The sequence below is a fragment of the cf. Phormidesmis sp. LEGE 11477 genome (genome assembly GCF_015207105.1).
Lineage (GTDB): Bacteria > Cyanobacteriota > Cyanobacteriia > Phormidesmidales > Phormidesmidaceae > Phormidesmis.
This window is the reverse complement of sequence record NZ_JADEXO010000036.1, coordinates 1-15,455: the sequence shown is the minus strand read 5'-3', so window position 1 is coordinate 15,455 and position 15,455 is coordinate 1. Positions and strand designations below refer to the sequence as shown.

Below are 15,455 nucleotides of genomic sequence, written 5' to 3'. Positions count from 1 at the left end.
ATCGGGTTTAGGGTTAGTCCAAGAATTTTCGGAATAATACGATCTGCTGTGGATGTGTCCTAGTAGGCAGCTTCTAGAACGGGCTTTTGTGAGGAATTATTTTGGGTAAGCGATCGCTAGCAGGAATTGCCGGAATTGTAGCCGCCGCGACGCTGCTAAGTAAGGTGTTTGGCCTGCTAAGAGAGACCGTGATCGCCGCTGCGTTTGGTACGGGGCCAGTGACCGATGCCTACAGCATTTCGTATGTGATTCCTGGGTTTTTGCTGATTTTGCTCGGTGGGATCAACGGGCCGTTTCACAGTGCCATTGTCAGCGTCGTCGCCAAACGCAAAAAAGAAGAGATTGCGCCGCTAGTCGAAACGGTTACGACGATGATCGCGATTGTGCTAACGGCTGTAACCGTGCTGCTAATTGTGTTCGCCGATCCGATTATCGGCTTCATCGGACAGGGCTTTAGTGCGACAGAAATTGGGTTAGAGAGCCGGGCGATCGCAGTCATGCAGCTACGGATCATGGCTCCGATTACGCTGTTTGCGGGCTTCATTGGTATTGGTTTTGGTACTCTCAATGCCGCCGATCAGTACTGGCTACCGTCTATTAGTCCGCTGCTCTCTAGTTCAGCGGTGATGGTCAGTCTCGGCGTTCTGTGGCTGGTTCTCGGCGGCGATATTAGCAATCCTAGCAATCTGATGATTGGCGGCATGGTCCTGGCTTTAGGTTCACTGATCGGCGCTATCTTGCAATGGCTGGTTCAAGTTCCAGCCCTATGGAAGTCTGGACTAGGCCGACCGAAGCTAGGATTTAAACTTAAAGATCCAGGCGTTCGCGATGTGCTCAAGGTGCTGGCACCGGCGACCTTTTCTTCTGGCAGCTTGCAAATTAACGTCTATACCGATCTGTACTTTGCCGCTAGAGTCCCAGGTACCTTAGCCTCCTTGAACTTTGCCAACCTACTGATCCAAGCGCCGCTTGGCATCATTTCTAATATTGTCTTAGTTCCTTTTCTACCGATCTTCTCCCGTCTCACCCTGCCTGATCAGTGGCCCGAACTCAAGCAGCGTATTCGTCAGAGTCTGATCTTAGTCGCGTTGACCATGCTGCCGCTCAGTGCGCTGATTGTCACGCTGGCGAGGCCGATTGTCAGCGTGGTTTATGAGCGCGGTGCCTTTGATGAAGATGCGGTTGCCCTGGTGAGTGTAATGCTAATTGCCTATGGCGCTGGCATGTTTGTCTATCTGGCTCGGGACGTGATGGTGCGGGTGTTTTACGCACTAGGCGATGGCCAAACGCCGTTTAATATCAGCCTGGTTAATATTGTGACGAATGCAGCTTTAGACTATGTGCTGTTTAATCTAATGGGACCGCCGGGGCTGGTCGTGGCCACCATCGGCGTGAATATTGTTTCGCTAATTGCAATGACGGTGCTGCTAGCACGCAAAATTGATGGATTGCCAGTAGCGGACTGGGCTCGCAGCATTGCGGTCATCACGGCTGCAAGTTTCCTGAGCGGTGTCTCCTGCTGGTTTACCCGAGGAGGGTTAGCAAGCATCGTTGGTTCAGAAGGCTTTTTGGCAAATGTGATTCAAATGTGTATAGCAGGCAGCGTCGGGCTAGTGACCTTTGCCCTGCTGACTATCGTGCTCAAGATACCTGAAGCCGATTTGCTAGCGCAGCGCATTCGACAGAAGCTGGGCCGCTAACGCTTTTAGATACGATTGTTGCGGCTGACTAAACCCCAGATAACCCAGATGATAGCGCCAAGCCCAATCGCCCAAACTAGACCCGGCAAAAGGTCGTAACGCATCCAATACCAGAGACCTCTACTAATATCTAATCCAACATCTAGCAGTGCTAGTCCAGCGTATAAACAGATAACTATCAGGGCGAGCGTTCCAAGAACTGTAATCAGCCTGTTCATAGGTCTTTCAAACTGTGAGCTACGTTCTCAGCATGCCCAGCAACCTGAAAGCATATTTAGCTGTGGTTACGCTGCCAGATAGAAATGACTTCGTCTGTACTGGCCGTAACTAGTGTCTGGCTATCGGGAGAAAAGGCGATCGCCTCTATGCCCCAGTCATGCGCCAGCTTTGCCGCACAGTCGCCACGTTCAATATTCCACAGGGTCAAGCTACGCTCTTCGCCGCCGACTGCTAGATGTCCATCTGGGCTCAGCGCGATCGCCTTGATTTCATAAGTAGATCGATAAAGCGTAATCGGCGCAGAAATTTCTAGATGCTCGTTAACGTCATACCGAAGAACTTCGGTAGAAGCTGCCACGATCAGTCGATAGCCAGATACTTGATCACACGTCTGTAGAGCAAGCGCGATCGCCCCCCTCACGCCCCCTTCTTTTTGCGGGACTACGGTCAGACTCTTAGCCAGTCGAAGCTGCCATTTTCCTTCTATTTGCTGGCGTTTCCACAGCTTCACGGTGCCATCATCGCTAGCGCTCACTAGCAGCTCACCTCGATAGGATATCGCTACCGCTGTCACTCGCTTTTGATGCTGAGTCAACCGTTCAGCCGGTAGCAGCGTCTCAATATCCCAAACTACGATTTGGCCATCGCTGTTAGAACTGACTAGCTGAGTCCCGTCCGGGCTTACTAGCAAGTCATTGGGTGTCCAACCAGCAGTCGGCACTGTGTTGAGCAAACACTGCCCTGCCCTGTCCCATTCTTTGATCGTGCCATCTTCGCTAGCACTGTAGAGCGCCTTGCCATCGGGATGAAAGGTTAGGGCTGTGACTGCCGCTGCATGGCCTGTTCTGACTAGCAAGCGACGAGTAAAAGAATGTATCAGCTTGCCGCTGGGCAGTTTCCATAGCCGCACAGCACCATCAATGCCACCGCTGGCAAAAATTCGGCCATCTGAGCTGATAGAAAGCGATCGCACCAGCCCAATGTCTGGTGCTAGCCGATGCCGCCGCCGCCAGGTTTGCTCGCGAGTAATCACGGTAGATGAGGTGGCCGTCTTTGCAGTAGCTATCTTATAAAGTTGTTGTTGGCCCGCAGACCACAGCCGATTGAGCGCTGTGCTGCTAGCTGAACCCAGTGCGCTTTTGAGTCCTGGAACAGATCGCTTAGCGTGGGTAATAATTTTTTGAGAGCCCTCAACTAGCAGGTTCTGAGAAGATTGCAAGTCGAGGGCAACTTGTTCCATACTTTCGTAGCGCTGCTGCAAAGAACGCGCCACCATCTGGTTCAGCACCTGTGCGAATCGATCTTCAACGGGCGTTGGTAGGTAGTCTTGCCAAACCCACCGATCTTCTACAGCCGAGTACAGATCAAAGGGGTGTAGTCCTGTCAGCAGATAGAGGCAGGTCAGTCCCAAACTATACACGTCGCTAGCGAAGGTTGCCTGTCCCATCGACTGCTCCGGCGCTGCATAGCCAGCACTGCCGATGATAGTCTTAGCCTCGCTGTGGCGAATAGATCTCGCCGCCCCAAAATCGACTAGTATCGGCAGCGTTACTTTCCGATCGCTCGTAATACTAGGGCTGACAATATTGGCGGGTTTGATATCGCGATGAATAATCTGAAAGCTATGAACGTATTGCAGAACGTTCACCAGCGATTCTAGAAGCGATCGCACCCGATCTTCTGTCCATGCCCCTTTGGTTTCTATCTTCTGCTGCAAGTTCTGACCGGGCGCATATTCCTGGACTAGAAAATAGCCTTGCGTAGATGCGATCGCCTCTATCAGCCGAGGAATTTGGGGATGCTCTCCTAGCCGTCGTAGCCGCTGGGCCTCTGCGCCAAACTTCGACTCTAGGCTAGAAACCCCAAGATAGATCTGTTTGACAACACATAAAGGAGGGCGATCGGGTGATCGGCCCTCGCCCTCGCCAGCAGATTCGGTCGTCAGTTGCGTCGCCAAAAAAGTTCGACCAAATCCACCCTTACCCAAGAGCGATTTGAGACGATAGCGATCGCTCACCGTTAAGGCACTGCCGCATGCCTGACAAAAATTTGCGGTGCTAGGATTCTCTGGCTTTGGACAGACAGGATTAGGACAGTAGACCATCATCATTCTCTGGGCACTGGCCTGAGCACGAGTCTGAACACTAGGTAGGAATCGCTTCACCGGGGCGTAGCCTAGCCCATTTCCCCATATCTTTAGAAAAGCTCTCACACCCGACTACGTCATATTCAAAGCCAAACTCACTTTCTTGAACAATCTTCTCGCCTTTTACCTCTACCTTTGGCAGCATGATATTGGCGTTGATCGTCGGATTAGTCGGCTCAAAGCTGGGCAGCTCAGTCAGATGTGGCTGCTGGTGATTGGTCTCCACCGCGTGGTAAGTGATGCAGCTATCAACGTACTGACAGTTAACGCAAATACACATAGGCCAGCCCTCTGGTCGCTTTGTTTTACTGTAGCGTAAGATTTTTAGAGCTGATCGTTAGAGATATTCTGATTCTCGGTTTGGAGTGATATTGGCGATAGAATGACGGACTGTTGTGATTGCCATTTTGTTGCTGATATTCAGCGAGCAACTTATCAGCAAACACCCAAGCGCTGCGGTTACCGTCCATTTGCATGTCCCCTTTTGTTCCTGAAACCTGGCCTTTTTCTATTGAGGCGCTGCCCGATGCTAGCTATCTAGTCGGTGGTAGCGTTCGCGACCAGCTTTTACAGCGGCGGTCTGATTACCTGGATTTGGATTTGGTGCTGCCGCATCATGCGATAGAAACCGCTTCAGCCTTGGCGCAGCAGTATGGTGCAGGATTTGTCGTTTTGGATGAGGCCAGACAGATCGCTAGGGTCGTGTTCGGCCAAATGACGGTCGATTTCGCCCAGCAGCAGGGCGATCGCATCGAAGATGACTTGCAGCGGCGCGATTTTACGGTTAATGCGATCGCCTTCCATCCACACAGCAAAACCGTCATTGACCCGCTGGGTGGCCAGGCCGATCTCGATGCCAAAACCTTACGCATGGTCAGCTACCAAAATCTAGCCGATGACCCTTTGCGATTAATGAGAGCCTATCGTCAAGCCGCGCAGCTAGGTTTCACGCTAGAAAGTGATACTCAAGCTGCTATCAGACAGCTCGCGCCCAAGCTTCAGCAAATATCGATGGAGCGGGTTCGTAGCGAGCTTGATGCCTTGCTCAGCAGCTCAGCCGGTAGCGCCTGGCTTAGTTCTATTTGGCGCAATCGGCTGCTAGCGTTTTGTCTACCCCAGTTTGATTGCAAGAGCATTGAGCTGATCGGGGCGATTGACGATGCGATCGCCCAGCTCCAAACGGCCTATCCCGCTGATGCCAAACGGCTAAACGGCTGGCGTCAGCCCGCTCCACCTGGCTGCTATCGTAGCTGGATCAAAGCGGCTAAGCTTAGCTGTCTGCTTAGCTCAGATGTTGACTCTGCAGCGCAAGAGCTCGCTCAGCTCAAATACAGCCGCGCTGAAGCGAAGATTGTTCTAAAGCTAATTCAAGCGGCACCTGCCATTGAACAACTCCGTAGCGGCTCGATGGATAGAGCTGGGCAGTTCTTCCTATTCAAGCGGGTAGGAGATGCTTTTTTATCGGTGGCGCTACTTGCTCTGGCCCAGGGTGTGGAGCTGTCAGTGCTAAAGCCGATGATCGATCGGTTTCTAGACCCAGAAGATGCGATCGCCCACGCTCAGCCTTTGCTCAGTGGAAAGCTGCTGATGCGACAGCTAGCCATTGCCCCTGGTCCTCAGATTGGCAAGCTGCTAGCCGCCGTCGAACAGGCCCAGGCAGAAGGTAAAATCAGCACCCAAGCGGATGCGATCGCCTGGATCAAGCAGCACAACCACGGGATTGAAATTCAGAATCCCAAAATTTAGAGCGCCGAAATTTAGAATCCCAAAATTCAGACTGTCAAAATCACATCGCTGAGCGGTGAGGACGTACATCCATCTGATGCGCCAGACTAGCCTCGCGCCAGTCCAAAGTATGAGACTCGCTAGCTGGTACAACACTCACCATGGGCTGTTGCCGCCGACTGGCCGCTCGGATCGTATTTTTTCTCAGTAGAGTCCGAGCCTGTTGAGAGTGGGCCTGTTGAGAGCGAGCGCTAGAGCGCACCGCCGTCGCCCGAGATGCTAAGACCTGATTGTTCTTCCCCGCCGACCTAACTGCCGCTCGAGCAGCCCGGCCAGTTTTGGAACGCGATCGCCGCTGCGAAGGAGAGGTAGCAGAAAGATTACTAAACTTCGGGAAAGAGATACTAGCTGGCTTTTTGGCTGATGTTTTAGCCGCTTTAGCCGCTGTCTTAACGGTCGGGATAGCTTTGGTGAGCGTGCGTATGGATGCCTTTCTAACCGGACGCACGGAAGCCGCTGTAATACCGACTCTCCCCTCCGCTTTATTCCTGTTGGTCTTACCAGCGCCTGCTCTGCTAGGGCTAGCACTACTTGTGGCTGTACTAATTTTCAAACTGCCAGACCCTTTTCGAACTCGCGCTCTAGCAGCGGCCATTTTCATTGCCCGCCGCCTCGAAATTACGAAGCAGCCTACCGCACAGGCACTGACTAGTAAAACGAGCGGCAGCGCCAAAGGCAACTGACTACCATTTGCTGCGTTAGTGTCAGTCGAACCTGTATTCTCTACAGCCGCAGCATCGCCAGCTTCAGCTAGAGCAGCCGAGTCTGAATTCAGAGTATCAGCAGACCGATTAGAGCTAGCTACTGGTGTATTAGTCGTGGGTTCTGGTAGCGCCCTGGTCAATCTTCTAGGACTCAACATGCCACCGAGCGCCAGAGTGCCAATCCCCATCGAGAATATCCAAAAGCCCAGCACTAGCACCCAGGGGCGAACCAACAGCAGCGTTAGGGCTATTTGATAAGCGTTCTTTTCCTTTGAATGGCCCTTTGCTGACTGCCCCTCCTTTGTACTTCCTGCTTTCGCGCTTTCTTCGGTCTGGGCGCGGGTGAGCTGATGAGTGCCAGCTAGACGGGCCTTGCTAGAAGAGAGCTTTTCAGCAATTGCCTGAAAGGGTTTGAGGCTCTGAAGCTTCACTTTATTGAGGCTGGCTATGGGAAGCTTCATACTTGTCAATCTCTCTGGCTGCTAGGGCATCGTGTAAAGAGTTTCTATAGAGAGCCTCTTTCCTAAAAGTTACCGGAATTGTAGAGGCATATTGAACGGTTGGCTAGTTTTAACCTCAGTTTTCTTTGGAATAACATCAAAACTCTTTAAAACCGTTCCGTGAAATTAATGGAGTTCGAAGTTGATGGCGTTCAAAGTTAACGGAGTTCTAGCGCTGGCAGATACTCACCCGGATCTTGAGCAATCCATCCTGAAGGTGAGTTGCGACGAACCTCGAAATACAGATAGGTGGGCTGGTCTGCTCCTACTGCTCCTACCGTAGTCCCTGTTGACACAGACTGTCCTACACTGACGGAAATTTCATTTAGATTGGCGTACCTCGTCTGCAAACCCTGCTCATGGTTGATGACTAGCAATTGACCGTAGCCTTCTCTTTCCCCGGCAAAAGCGACGGTCCCAGCGCCCACCGCTTTTACTTCAGTGGGAACAGGCACCCCAAACGCGAGACCGCTATTGAACACAACTTCGTCTTGGCTAGGGTGTGGCTGCCAGCCATAGCTCAGTTGAATAGCCGCAGGCTGTGATAAAGGATAGCCGGGTAGCTGTGGTGCGATCGCGTCGCGGTTGGCCGCCGTCACCGTTCTGCTGATCCCTCTATTGGCACCGGGGATAAAGACTCGGCTAGGAACTTGGCTAACGCAGCCGTTGATTTCAAACAGTAGATCTGCCCGGCTGTTGTATTGTTCAGCTAAAGTCTGCCAGCTACTGCCAGCCGTCACAGCAACTACTTGACCATCGAAGGGGGGAATGACTATCTCCTGTCCGACGCGGACAGCAGCGCCTGAGGACAGGTTCAAGTCTCCGTTAAACCGAGCTAGCGTAGCGGGTCGTAGGTTGTAGCGAGCCGCTATGGTTTCTAAGGTTTCGCCAGCGGTGGCCTGGTGCTGCTGTAGCTGTGAGAGTGCTGCCGGACAGCTAGCGGCCACAGCAGCACTGGCTAACGGCAAAGTCAACGTTAGAATAGATAGCTGCGCGATCGCAACCAAAGAGAGAGTAGGGAGACGCCGCATAAACATTTTCGGTCAAGGATTAATAACGAACACAGGCAATTTCTTCTGATGGTAGCTAATGACTAGTCGCTGACCGCTCTAGTTCCCCGTGCTTAGCTCAGGCCAATGACGACCTAGCATAGGAATTGCAGGAAAATGCGCCTGGCTTGATCTTTCAGTGAGCGATCGCCTCTATCAGGACACACAAACCAAAAACGTTGGCCTCACAGTCATGCCCAAAGGCAACAGAACTCGCTAAAGTAGTGGAAATGCCTCTATATTTCTGGCATTAACTATCGTTTCAAGGCAGTAAGCATGAGGATTTCTCCTAAACAGTTAGGGCTGGGCGGAATCCTGGTATTGGTGGGCGTAGGCGTAGGCTGGACTGGGCATACCTATATTCAACAGGCAGATTTTGTTTTCGGCAATAGCGGGCAAGTGCAGAACGATCCACTACAGAGCGCTCAGTTGCAGAGCCCTACTGCTATTCAAACTGCTCAAGAAAATGTCACGACGCTGCCTGCTAGTGCGCTACCAATCGAAGCCAACTTCATTGCTAGCGCGGTAGATAGAGTCGGTCCTAGCGTAGTGCGAATTGACGCCTCTAGGTCGCTCAGCAGCCTCAATGACCCTTTTGAACGCCGCCTGTTTGAGCGGTTTTTTGGAGAAGATGGTGAATCTCAGCGCCCGCTCAATCCACAGCTTCCAGAACGATTGGAGCAGGGCACTGGATCTGGTTTCATTTTGAGTGCTGATGGCAAGCTGATGACCAATGCCCATGTGATTGAAGGCGCTGACAAGGTAGAGGTGACGCTCAAGGACGGTCGTACATTCACAGGAGAAGTCGTCGGTGCTGACCAAGTGACAGATGTCGCCGTGATCAAGATCGATGCAAATGACCTACCAAGCGCACCTTTGGGCACAACAGATGATCTATCTCCAGGGCAGTGGGCGATCGCAATTGGTAATCCGCTCGGCTTAGACAATACGGTCACCGCTGGCATCATTAGCGCTTTAGATCGCTCCAGTACTCAGGTCGGTATTACTAACAAGCGAGTTCAGTTCATTCAAACTGACGCAGCGATTAATCCAGGAAACTCTGGTGGGCCGCTGCTCAATGCCAGCGGCGAAGTCATTGGCATGAATACGGCAATTCGAGCGAACGCTCAGGGACTAGGTTTTGCGATCCCGATCGAAACGGCTAAGCGGATCTCAGATCAGCTATTTGAAACGGGTAAGGTGCAGCATCCTTATCTAGGGATTCAAATGGAGGATTTGAATGAGGAAATGCGCGATCGCATCAACCAGAACGAAGATATAGATGTGACTATCAGCGCCGATCAAGGTGTGGTGATTGTTCGAGTCATGCCCGGCACGCCAGCTGAAGCTGCCGGCCTAAAGCGGGGCGATTTGATTACCAAGGTTGGGGGCAATGCCGTAGAGAACATTACCGACGTTCAATCTCAAGTCGACAAGGGCGACATCGGTAAGGAGCTAGAAGTCAGCATTATTCGCGCTGGACAGCCTCGAAATATCAGTATCAAGCCAACTGCTCTTCCTGACATTTTGCCGTAGTTTCCGTTCGGCCTTGAATTACTCTTCAGCCTTGCTTTTATCTATTGGGTTCAAATCTGAGTCCAAATCTGAGCTTAGGGAACTAGACAGATTGGTTTCTAGCTCCATTCGCTGCTCCATCTGGCGTAGGAAATATCCTGTCATCATGGCTGAGGCTAGCAGGCCCGCTAAATTTTCTCTATCGGTGCTAACTTGCACACTAAACCCATCTGCGGGCAGCACGCCGACTAATCCTTGAACGTTGTGAGAAATGATCTGTCGGATTTCGCCGCTGACAGACTGTGCCACTCTGCTAAGGACCTCGGGGGGCTGGTGCTGGAGGTAGTCCAACAGCTCATTCGTCATGCCCTCTTCTGAGTTGAGATTGGTGAAGTCCGCGCTTTCAGGATTGAAAACCATATGGATAAGGAATAACTGACCTTAGCTTAGCCGTAGGAACCGCTCTTAGAACTGGTAGGTTCCCCCACAAATGCAGCACGTGTAAAACTTTCTGCGAATCAAGGAAATCTATGCTTGTCGGCTGACCACACATAGCTTAGCGGATAACACTGTGCATCGACAGCTTCTTAGGTTTCTGAGACAACCTCTTCTACCGCACTCTCTTCTACCACGACTTCTTCTGTACCGGCTTCTATGAGTTCTTCTGAAGTCGAGCGACTGATACTTTCACTATCCTGGCGATCGCTGTCTTCACCGGTCTTTTCAACCGCCTCTTTACTAATCTCCTCACCAATTTCTTCACTGGGGCTCTGATCGGTATTTTCACTGGCCTCTTGATGGGACGCTTGAGGGGGTGCTTGGCGGGGCTCCTGGTTGGGCTTTTGCTTTGGCAGCCTCAGCGTAGAAATTTGGGGCAGCTTATCAATTTCAAAGTGCTGGTAGAACTTTTCAGTTACCTGCAGCCAGGAAGATCGGCCATCTGCCTGACGTCTTTTTTTGATGAAGCCTTGGTCGACCAAATCAGGGACATGCTGATAGACGCCCGAGCCGCGCACCTCGACTAGCTCACTCTGGGCGATGGGGCCGCGTAGCGCGATCGCACAGAGGGTTCGCAGTGCTCCTAGACCGATGTCTAGAGGGACAATCGTATCTACCAAAGGTTTGTACACTTCTCGTAGCTGTAGCGCGTAGCCATCTTCAGTTTCTGCAATTTCTAAGGCACCTTCACGATGAGCGTACTCACTCATGAGCGCAATGAGTCCTTCTTCTGCCGTCTCGCGATCGCAATGAGCAAATTCTGCGATCTGGCTAATCTTTAGGGGCTGCGCCTTCAAATACAGAATCGCCTCAATTGTATTGGCTAGCTGAGACATTAATTACCTCTTTGCTCTTAAAGCGCTGACGCTGACTCATTAGGGTCAGTCTAGATTCCGTCCGGTCAGCTCTACAAAAATGTCTTCTAGGTTGGCGGGCCTTGTCATCATGCCTGTTTTGTCTGACTGCTGATCGAGATAGTGGTTGGCTGCGGCCAACGTCGGAAAGAATAAGTACTCCCATCTATCCCCCGTTTGTTTCATGACGATGCCTTCGCCATGTTTTTGGCGTAGCTCGGCTAGGGTGCCGCTCTCAATCAGTGCGCCTTTATCCATAATGCCGATGCGATCGCACAAGTATTCCACCTCTTCCATATAGTGTGTCGTCAGCAGCATCGTCATCTTATGCTCCCGATTTAGCTCTAGGATAATTTCCCACAGCCGTCGTCTGGTCTGTGGATCTAATCCTACTGTCGGCTCGTCTAAAAATAAGATGCTGGGCTGATGCAGCAACGCCCTGGCAATCTGTAAACGGCGCTTCATGCCGCCAGAGAGCGTTTTAGCTCTGTCATTGGTGCGATCGCTCAGGCCCACATACGCTAGCCAGCGGCGAATCTCATCCTGCCGCCTTGTTGCTGGAATATGATGCATCCGCCCGTGGAATTCCATATTTTCCCAAACGGTCATATCCGCATCGATGCTAACCTGCTGCAGCACCACACCAATTTGCCGACGAACCTGGGCGGGCTGGCGGCTGATATCGTAGCCTGCTACCACAATATCGCCCTGAGTCTGCTGCGCTAGGGTTGTTAACATTCGAATGGTCGTTGATTTGCCCGCGCCGTTGGGTCCCAAAAGTCCAAAGATCTCGCCTGGCTCAATCGCCAAAGACAAATCGTTGACTACGCATATGTTGTTATAGACTTTGTGAACGTTTTGCAGAGACACTGCCGCAACCATCGGTTTGAGATCCAATCAATTTATCTTCAGCCTATATCAATCCGCACTGAGCCGGCACCATCACCGGCAGCTACAATCTCTGCCCTATGAAGCTAAATGCTATAAAGCTAAGCACCATAAAGCTAAATCCTAAGAGATTCCTATACTTGCTCTACCTTCCATTTTCTCACTACATACTTACCGCCTCATGCGAGCCAGAATAGACAACGGCGTTCTCTTTCTACGCAACGAAGACGTTCCAGCTTACAAAAAGAAAGGGTCAATTGTCCGAAATAGCTACTTTTGGGCGCTCAAGTCTATAGCCGATCGAGCGCCGTTTCAAAAGGAATGGGAGTTTGAAGAGCGGGTGTGGATCGCCTTGACTCGGATGCTGACCTCTTTTGCAGAATCCGGCTATTTAGGTCTTCGAGAAACTCAGCTAGAGTTTGAGCCTGATGACGAGATTCCTGCTGAGCTAAGAACGATGTCAACCTGGCTAGATCCCGATGCCTATGCAGAAGAACCAGAAGCCGCCGAAGAATTGCCTTGGCCTTACGACCAATCATGAGTCTCTGCCAATAGAAAAGGCAATAGAAAAGGGACTCGCCAAAAATGACGAGCCCCTATTGTTTTTCTAAACCTAGAAAAACTAAGCTTATTCTTATCAAATATGTGCTTCACTGCAGCTCGGATGCAATGAACTGACTATCTACATCAAGCCAAGCTGGCTAAGGATGCCTTTACCAGTTGCGAATTCGACTGCGATCGCAGAGACGAATCCAATCATGGCTAGTCGACCGTTCCAGGTCTCAGCAAACTCTGTAAAGCCTAGCTTAGCGGGTTCGTTAGTAGTAGGTGAATTTTCCATTATTGCAGTTTCCTCAATTGGCTATTTTTCCGCCTCAAGATGTAGAGCAATGACCTCTACACCTTTAAGCAACATGAACATATGTTAACGAACCTTACAAATCTTGACTGTATCTTTCGATATAGTTTGAGAAATTTCTGCGAACATCTTCAAGATCAAGAGTGCCAAAAGCTGGAAACCCTAAGTTTATCTTCGGAAGATTCCTAAATTTCCCATGTTCCCCTACCGCTGTTCCCCTTCTGACGTTTTCTTTGGTGTTCTTAAGACATCTGCTCAGAAATAGCTAGGTCGGATACTTCGCGCTCTTTGTCCAGACGGCGCTTGCGAGCATATAGCTGGATCGAGATCACAAACGATAGCACCAGACCCGCTATTAGCCAGGTAGTTGCGTTCGTCGGAAAGCTATTTTGAAAGATAACCAGCATTACTATGGTCACTAGCAATAGCGTCGGTGCTTCATTAAGTGCTCTTAGCTGCTTGGGTCCCCAGCTACATTCGCCAGCCGCTAGCTGTTTACGCAGCTTCGCACAGTACATATGGTAAGCGACCAAGAGCACTACAAAGCCTAGTTTAGCGTGCATCCAGCCCTCATGCAGTACATCTGGACGCTGCCACAGCAATCCGCCTGCCATTGCTAGCGTCAGCAGCATACCTGGCGTCGTAATAATTTTCAGCAGTCGGGTCTCCATGATTGCATACTGCTTTTTTAGAATGCTACGAGCAGGTTCTGGCTCTGCTTCTGCCTCCACATGGTAGATAAACAGGCGCACTAGGTAAAACAAGCCCGCAAACCAGACCACCACACCCACGATATGAAACGCTTTGAACCAGTAATAAGCCATCAAATATCTCTGCCTGTTTTATGAAGAGTCGCGATTAAAAGGACCGACGAAGACATAGCCCCTTTAATCTGGCTGTCAAACTTTCTTCGGTACCGTGCCCTTTATTTTCCGCTAGCAGCTTATATTTTGATCGCCTAGCTCATAGGTTCTTAACGTTGCTCTTTATTCGGACGCTGCCCTATGCCTGAATCCACGCCCCACCCCACCTCAACCTCACACTCTATTAACTGGCAACCTATCAATGCATACGAAGACATCCTCTATCACAAAGCTGATGGCATAGCCAAAATCACCATTAATCGCCCTCACAAACGCAATGCCTTTCGCCCTAAAACAGTTTTTGAAATGTACGATGCCTTTTGCGACGCTAGAGAGGATACGACCATTGGCGTCGTTTTGTTGACGGGTATGGGGCCACACACAGACGGTAAATACGCCTTCTGTTCTGGTGGCGATCAGAGCGTCCGTAGAGCGGCGGGCTACGTCGGAGAAGATGGCATTCCTAGGCTCAATGTTCTCGATCTGCAAAGGCTGATTCGCTCTATGCCTAAGGTTGTCATTGCGCTGGTTTCAGGGTATGCCATCGGTGGCGGACACGTGCTGCATCTGATCTGCGACCTTAGCATTGCAGCGGATAATGCCATCTTCGGCCAAACCGGTCCAAAGGTTGGCAGTTTTGATGGCGGATTTGGTGCTAGCTATTTAGCCAGAGTTGTCGGTCAAAAAAAGGCGCGTGAAATCTGGTTTCTTTGTCGCCAGTACGACGCACAGCAGGCTTTAGACATGGGCTTAGTCAACACCGTGGTGCCAGTTGACCAGCTAGAGAAAGAAGGCATTCAATGGGCCCAAGAAATTCTTCAAAAGAGCCCAATTGCTATTCGGTGCCTAAAATCGGCATTCAACGCCGATTGTGATGGCCAAGCAGGTCTACAAGAGCTGGCCGGAAATGCGACACTGCTCTATTACCTTAGTGAAGAAGGCGCTGAAGGAAAGCAAGCCTTCTTAGAAAAAAGACAGCCAGATTTCAAGAAGTATCCTTGGCTGCCGTAAATAGCTGCTGCTATCGAAGCTAGCTCGGCCATTATCTAGCTCAGCCAATATAAGGGTGTATCCGACACCGAGAGAATATGTTCGGCACCACGGGGATATTGTCCCGGCACCCCTAAGAGAATTGCTATAAAAACACCTATGCCGTCTATTGAGGCATAGGTGTTTCATCCTAATCCTCAAAGCAGCTTAATTTTTTATGTTGCGATCCCTAATAGGTTAAGCGGCCAGAACTGGGCATTGGGATCACCTAACTAAACTAGTTAGCAATTACTGAGCAGGCAATCTTTTCAGAATCATTAGTAGGTATCACCACTGGGCTAACTTGATCTTGACTCATCCGTTTAGTCGTCGCTATCCATTTCGCGATCCCCGATGAAGACTGGGAGCTGTCTGTGAAGGGTGCATCCGAGAAGCAGCAAGCGGTCCAGCGCGCATTCACAGGGACGCTAAGCTGACTACAATGTCCACCGCGCCTACCCTCATGGGCATAGAACCGACACAGCCCGCAACGACTTATCTCACAGTTTGAAGCAGCCATAATTGAGTTTCTTAAGTTATATTCTAGAACTTCATAATGACCCAGTTGAATAAGCAGTTTTCTAACATTAAAGAACCCGAATCTGTTGCCAGTAAAAGTGAATCAATCAGAAAAGTGCTTATCTCATGTTTACATTTTCTTCAGATTTCGATTAAGAAGTGAAACATGTTTGCCTATGCGGATTACAGCCGTTTCAAAGGACGGTTGCTCTTTGGGGATCATCTGTTTATGGTCACCATTTGTGAGAGAGACAGCACGTTAATAAGAAGAACTGTAGTCTTTCTTAATAGGAGAACCTCTATTCTTAGAATTTGTGGAAGATACAC

The 15,455-nt window shown here is 50.6% G+C and carries 16 protein-coding genes; 5 read left to right on the top strand and 11 right to left on the bottom strand.

Features of this window, described 5'->3' with window-relative positions; genetic code table 11:
• The first annotated feature begins 101 nt into the window (after positions 1 to 101).
• Positions 102 to 1,700, top strand: coding sequence for a murein biosynthesis integral membrane protein MurJ (gene murJ, locus IQ256_RS12450; RefSeq protein WP_193855871.1), 1,599 nt, complete (start codon positions 102 to 104; stop codon positions 1,698 to 1,700).
• Positions 1,701 to 1,705: 5 nt separating this feature from the next.
• On the opposite strand, the gene IQ256_RS12445 is transcribed toward murJ, so the two are convergent.
• Genes IQ256_RS12445 through IQ256_RS12435 form a run of 3 tightly spaced genes read right to left on the bottom strand, consistent with a single transcriptional unit; the run spans position 1,706 to position 4,345 of the window.
• Entirely contained in the window at positions 1,706 to 1,918 is a 213-nt protein-coding gene (locus IQ256_RS12445; protein ID WP_193855870.1) for a hypothetical protein, read from the bottom strand.
• 56 nt (positions 1,919 to 1,974) lie between these two features.
• A complete protein-coding gene (locus IQ256_RS12440; RefSeq protein ID WP_193855869.1) occupies positions 1,975 to 4,083 on the bottom strand; it encodes a serine/threonine-protein kinase in 2,109 nt (702 codons plus the stop codon).
• Positions 4,064 to 4,345, bottom strand: a complete 282-nt coding sequence (locus tag IQ256_RS12435) for a Ycf34 family protein (RefSeq protein ID WP_193855868.1) — start codon at positions 4,343 to 4,345, stop codon at positions 4,064 to 4,066. The genes IQ256_RS12440 and IQ256_RS12435 overlap by 20 nt, the downstream gene beginning before the upstream one ends.
• 194 nt (positions 4,346 to 4,539) lie before the next feature.
• Here IQ256_RS12435 and IQ256_RS12430 point away from each other — a divergent pair, with 194 nt between their 5' ends.
• Entirely contained in the window at positions 4,540 to 5,811 is a 1,272-nt protein-coding gene (locus IQ256_RS12430) for a CCA tRNA nucleotidyltransferase (protein ID WP_193855867.1), read from the top strand.
• A 40-nt stretch (positions 5,812 to 5,851) separates the two neighbouring features.
• On the opposite strand, the gene IQ256_RS12425 is transcribed toward IQ256_RS12430, so the two are convergent.
• On the bottom strand, positions 5,852 to 7,015 hold the full coding sequence (locus IQ256_RS12425; protein ID WP_193855866.1) for a hypothetical protein: 1,164 nt from the start codon (positions 7,013 to 7,015) through the stop codon (positions 5,852 to 5,854).
• Between the two features lie 197 nt (positions 7,016 to 7,212).
• Positions 7,213 to 8,085: a M23 family metallopeptidase gene (locus IQ256_RS12420; protein WP_193855865.1), complete on the bottom strand. Its 873-nt coding sequence runs from the start codon at positions 8,083 to 8,085 to the stop codon at positions 7,213 to 7,215.
• A gap of 294 nt (positions 8,086 to 8,379) precedes the next feature.
• Here IQ256_RS12420 and IQ256_RS12415 point away from each other — a divergent pair, with 294 nt between their 5' ends.
• Complete coding sequence (locus IQ256_RS12415) at positions 8,380 to 9,639, top strand: HhoA/HhoB/HtrA family serine endopeptidase (RefSeq protein WP_193855864.1); 1,260 nt, start codon at positions 8,380 to 8,382, stop codon at positions 9,637 to 9,639.
• 18 nt (positions 9,640 to 9,657) lie between these two features.
• Here the strand turns inward: IQ256_RS12415 and IQ256_RS12410 are convergent, their stop codons facing one another.
• The 3 genes from IQ256_RS12410 to IQ256_RS12400 all read right to left on the bottom strand — a co-directional run bounded on the left by IQ256_RS12410 (position 9,658) and on the right by IQ256_RS12400 (position 11,852).
• Positions 9,658 to 10,038, bottom strand: a complete 381-nt coding sequence (locus IQ256_RS12410; protein ID WP_193855863.1) for a DUF760 domain-containing protein — start codon at positions 10,036 to 10,038, stop codon at positions 9,658 to 9,660.
• A 167-nt stretch (positions 10,039 to 10,205) separates the two neighbouring features.
• Complete coding sequence (gene scpB / locus IQ256_RS12405) at positions 10,206 to 10,952, bottom strand: SMC-Scp complex subunit ScpB (RefSeq protein ID WP_193855862.1); 747 nt, start codon at positions 10,950 to 10,952, stop codon at positions 10,206 to 10,208.
• A gap of 45 nt (positions 10,953 to 10,997) precedes the next feature.
• Entirely contained in the window at positions 10,998 to 11,852 is an 855-nt protein-coding gene (locus IQ256_RS12400; protein WP_193855861.1) for an ABC transporter ATP-binding protein, read from the bottom strand.
• A gap of 187 nt (positions 11,853 to 12,039) precedes the next feature.
• Between IQ256_RS12400 and IQ256_RS12395 the strand changes: the two genes are divergently transcribed.
• Entirely contained in the window at positions 12,040 to 12,399 is a 360-nt protein-coding gene (locus tag IQ256_RS12395) for a hypothetical protein (RefSeq protein ID WP_193855860.1), read from the top strand.
• A gap of 141 nt (positions 12,400 to 12,540) precedes the next feature.
• On the opposite strand, the gene IQ256_RS12390 is transcribed toward IQ256_RS12395, so the two are convergent.
• Positions 12,541 to 12,699 carry a chlorophyll a/b-binding protein gene (locus tag IQ256_RS12390; RefSeq protein ID WP_006454757.1) on the bottom strand — a complete coding sequence of 53 codons (159 nt, stop codon included), beginning with the start codon at positions 12,697 to 12,699 and terminating at the stop codon, positions 12,541 to 12,543.
• Positions 12,700 to 12,959: 260 nt separating this feature from the next.
• Positions 12,960 to 13,541 carry a protoporphyrinogen oxidase HemJ gene (hemJ, locus tag IQ256_RS12385; protein WP_193855859.1) on the bottom strand — a complete coding sequence of 194 codons (582 nt, stop codon included), beginning with the start codon at positions 13,539 to 13,541 and terminating at the stop codon, positions 12,960 to 12,962.
• Between the two features lie 180 nt (positions 13,542 to 13,721).
• Here hemJ and menB point away from each other — a divergent pair, with 180 nt between their 5' ends.
• Complete coding sequence (gene menB / locus IQ256_RS12380) at positions 13,722 to 14,591, top strand: 1,4-dihydroxy-2-naphthoyl-CoA synthase (protein WP_193855858.1); 870 nt, start codon at positions 13,722 to 13,724, stop codon at positions 14,589 to 14,591.
• 256 nt (positions 14,592 to 14,847) lie between these two features.
• Here the strand turns inward: menB and IQ256_RS12375 are convergent, their stop codons facing one another.
• The gene (locus IQ256_RS12375) at positions 14,848 to 15,129 is read right to left on the bottom strand and encodes a hypothetical protein (RefSeq protein WP_193855857.1); all 282 of its coding nucleotides are present in this window, start codon (positions 15,127 to 15,129) and stop codon (positions 14,848 to 14,850) included.
• Between the last annotated feature and the right edge of the window lie 326 nt (positions 15,130 to 15,455).

Excerpts from the sequence above, each read along its gene's own strand:
- IQ256_RS12445 (WP_193855870.1), bottom strand. The coding sequence starts at position 1,918 with ATGAACAGGCTGATTACAGTTCTTGGAACGCTCGCCCTGATAGTTATC.
- IQ256_RS12435 (WP_193855868.1), bottom strand. The coding sequence starts at position 4,345 with ATGTGTATTTGCGTTAACTGTCAGTACGTTGATAGCTGCATCACTTAC.
- IQ256_RS12430 (WP_193855867.1), top strand. The coding sequence starts at position 4,540 with ATGTCCCCTTTTGTTCCTGAAACCTGGCCTTTTTCTATTGAGGCGCTG.
- IQ256_RS12425 (WP_193855866.1), bottom strand. The coding sequence starts at position 7,015 with ATGAAGCTTCCCATAGCCAGCCTCAATAAAGTGAAGCTTCAGAGCCTC.
- IQ256_RS12420 (WP_193855865.1), bottom strand. The coding sequence starts at position 8,085 with ATGCGGCGTCTCCCTACTCTCTCTTTGGTTGCGATCGCGCAGCTATCT.
- IQ256_RS12415 (WP_193855864.1), top strand. The coding sequence starts at position 8,380 with ATGAGGATTTCTCCTAAACAGTTAGGGCTGGGCGGAATCCTGGTATTG.
- IQ256_RS12410 (WP_193855863.1), bottom strand. The coding sequence starts at position 10,038 with ATGGTTTTCAATCCTGAAAGCGCGGACTTCACCAATCTCAACTCAGAA.
- scpB (WP_193855862.1), bottom strand. The coding sequence starts at position 10,952 with ATGTCTCAGCTAGCCAATACAATTGAGGCGATTCTGTATTTGAAGGCG.
- IQ256_RS12400 (WP_193855861.1), bottom strand. The coding sequence starts at position 11,852 with ATGGTTGCGGCAGTGTCTCTGCAAAACGTTCACAAAGTCTATAACAAC.
- IQ256_RS12395 (WP_193855860.1), top strand. The coding sequence starts at position 12,040 with ATGCGAGCCAGAATAGACAACGGCGTTCTCTTTCTACGCAACGAAGAC.
- IQ256_RS12390 (WP_006454757.1), bottom strand. The coding sequence starts at position 12,699 with ATGGAAAATTCACCTACTACTAACGAACCCGCTAAGCTAGGCTTTACA.
- hemJ (WP_193855859.1), bottom strand. The coding sequence starts at position 13,541 with ATGGCTTATTACTGGTTCAAAGCGTTTCATATCGTGGGTGTGGTGGTC.
- menB (WP_193855858.1), top strand. The coding sequence starts at position 13,722 with ATGCCTGAATCCACGCCCCACCCCACCTCAACCTCACACTCTATTAAC.
- IQ256_RS12375 (WP_193855857.1), bottom strand. The coding sequence starts at position 15,129 with ATGGCTGCTTCAAACTGTGAGATAAGTCGTTGCGGGCTGTGTCGGTTC.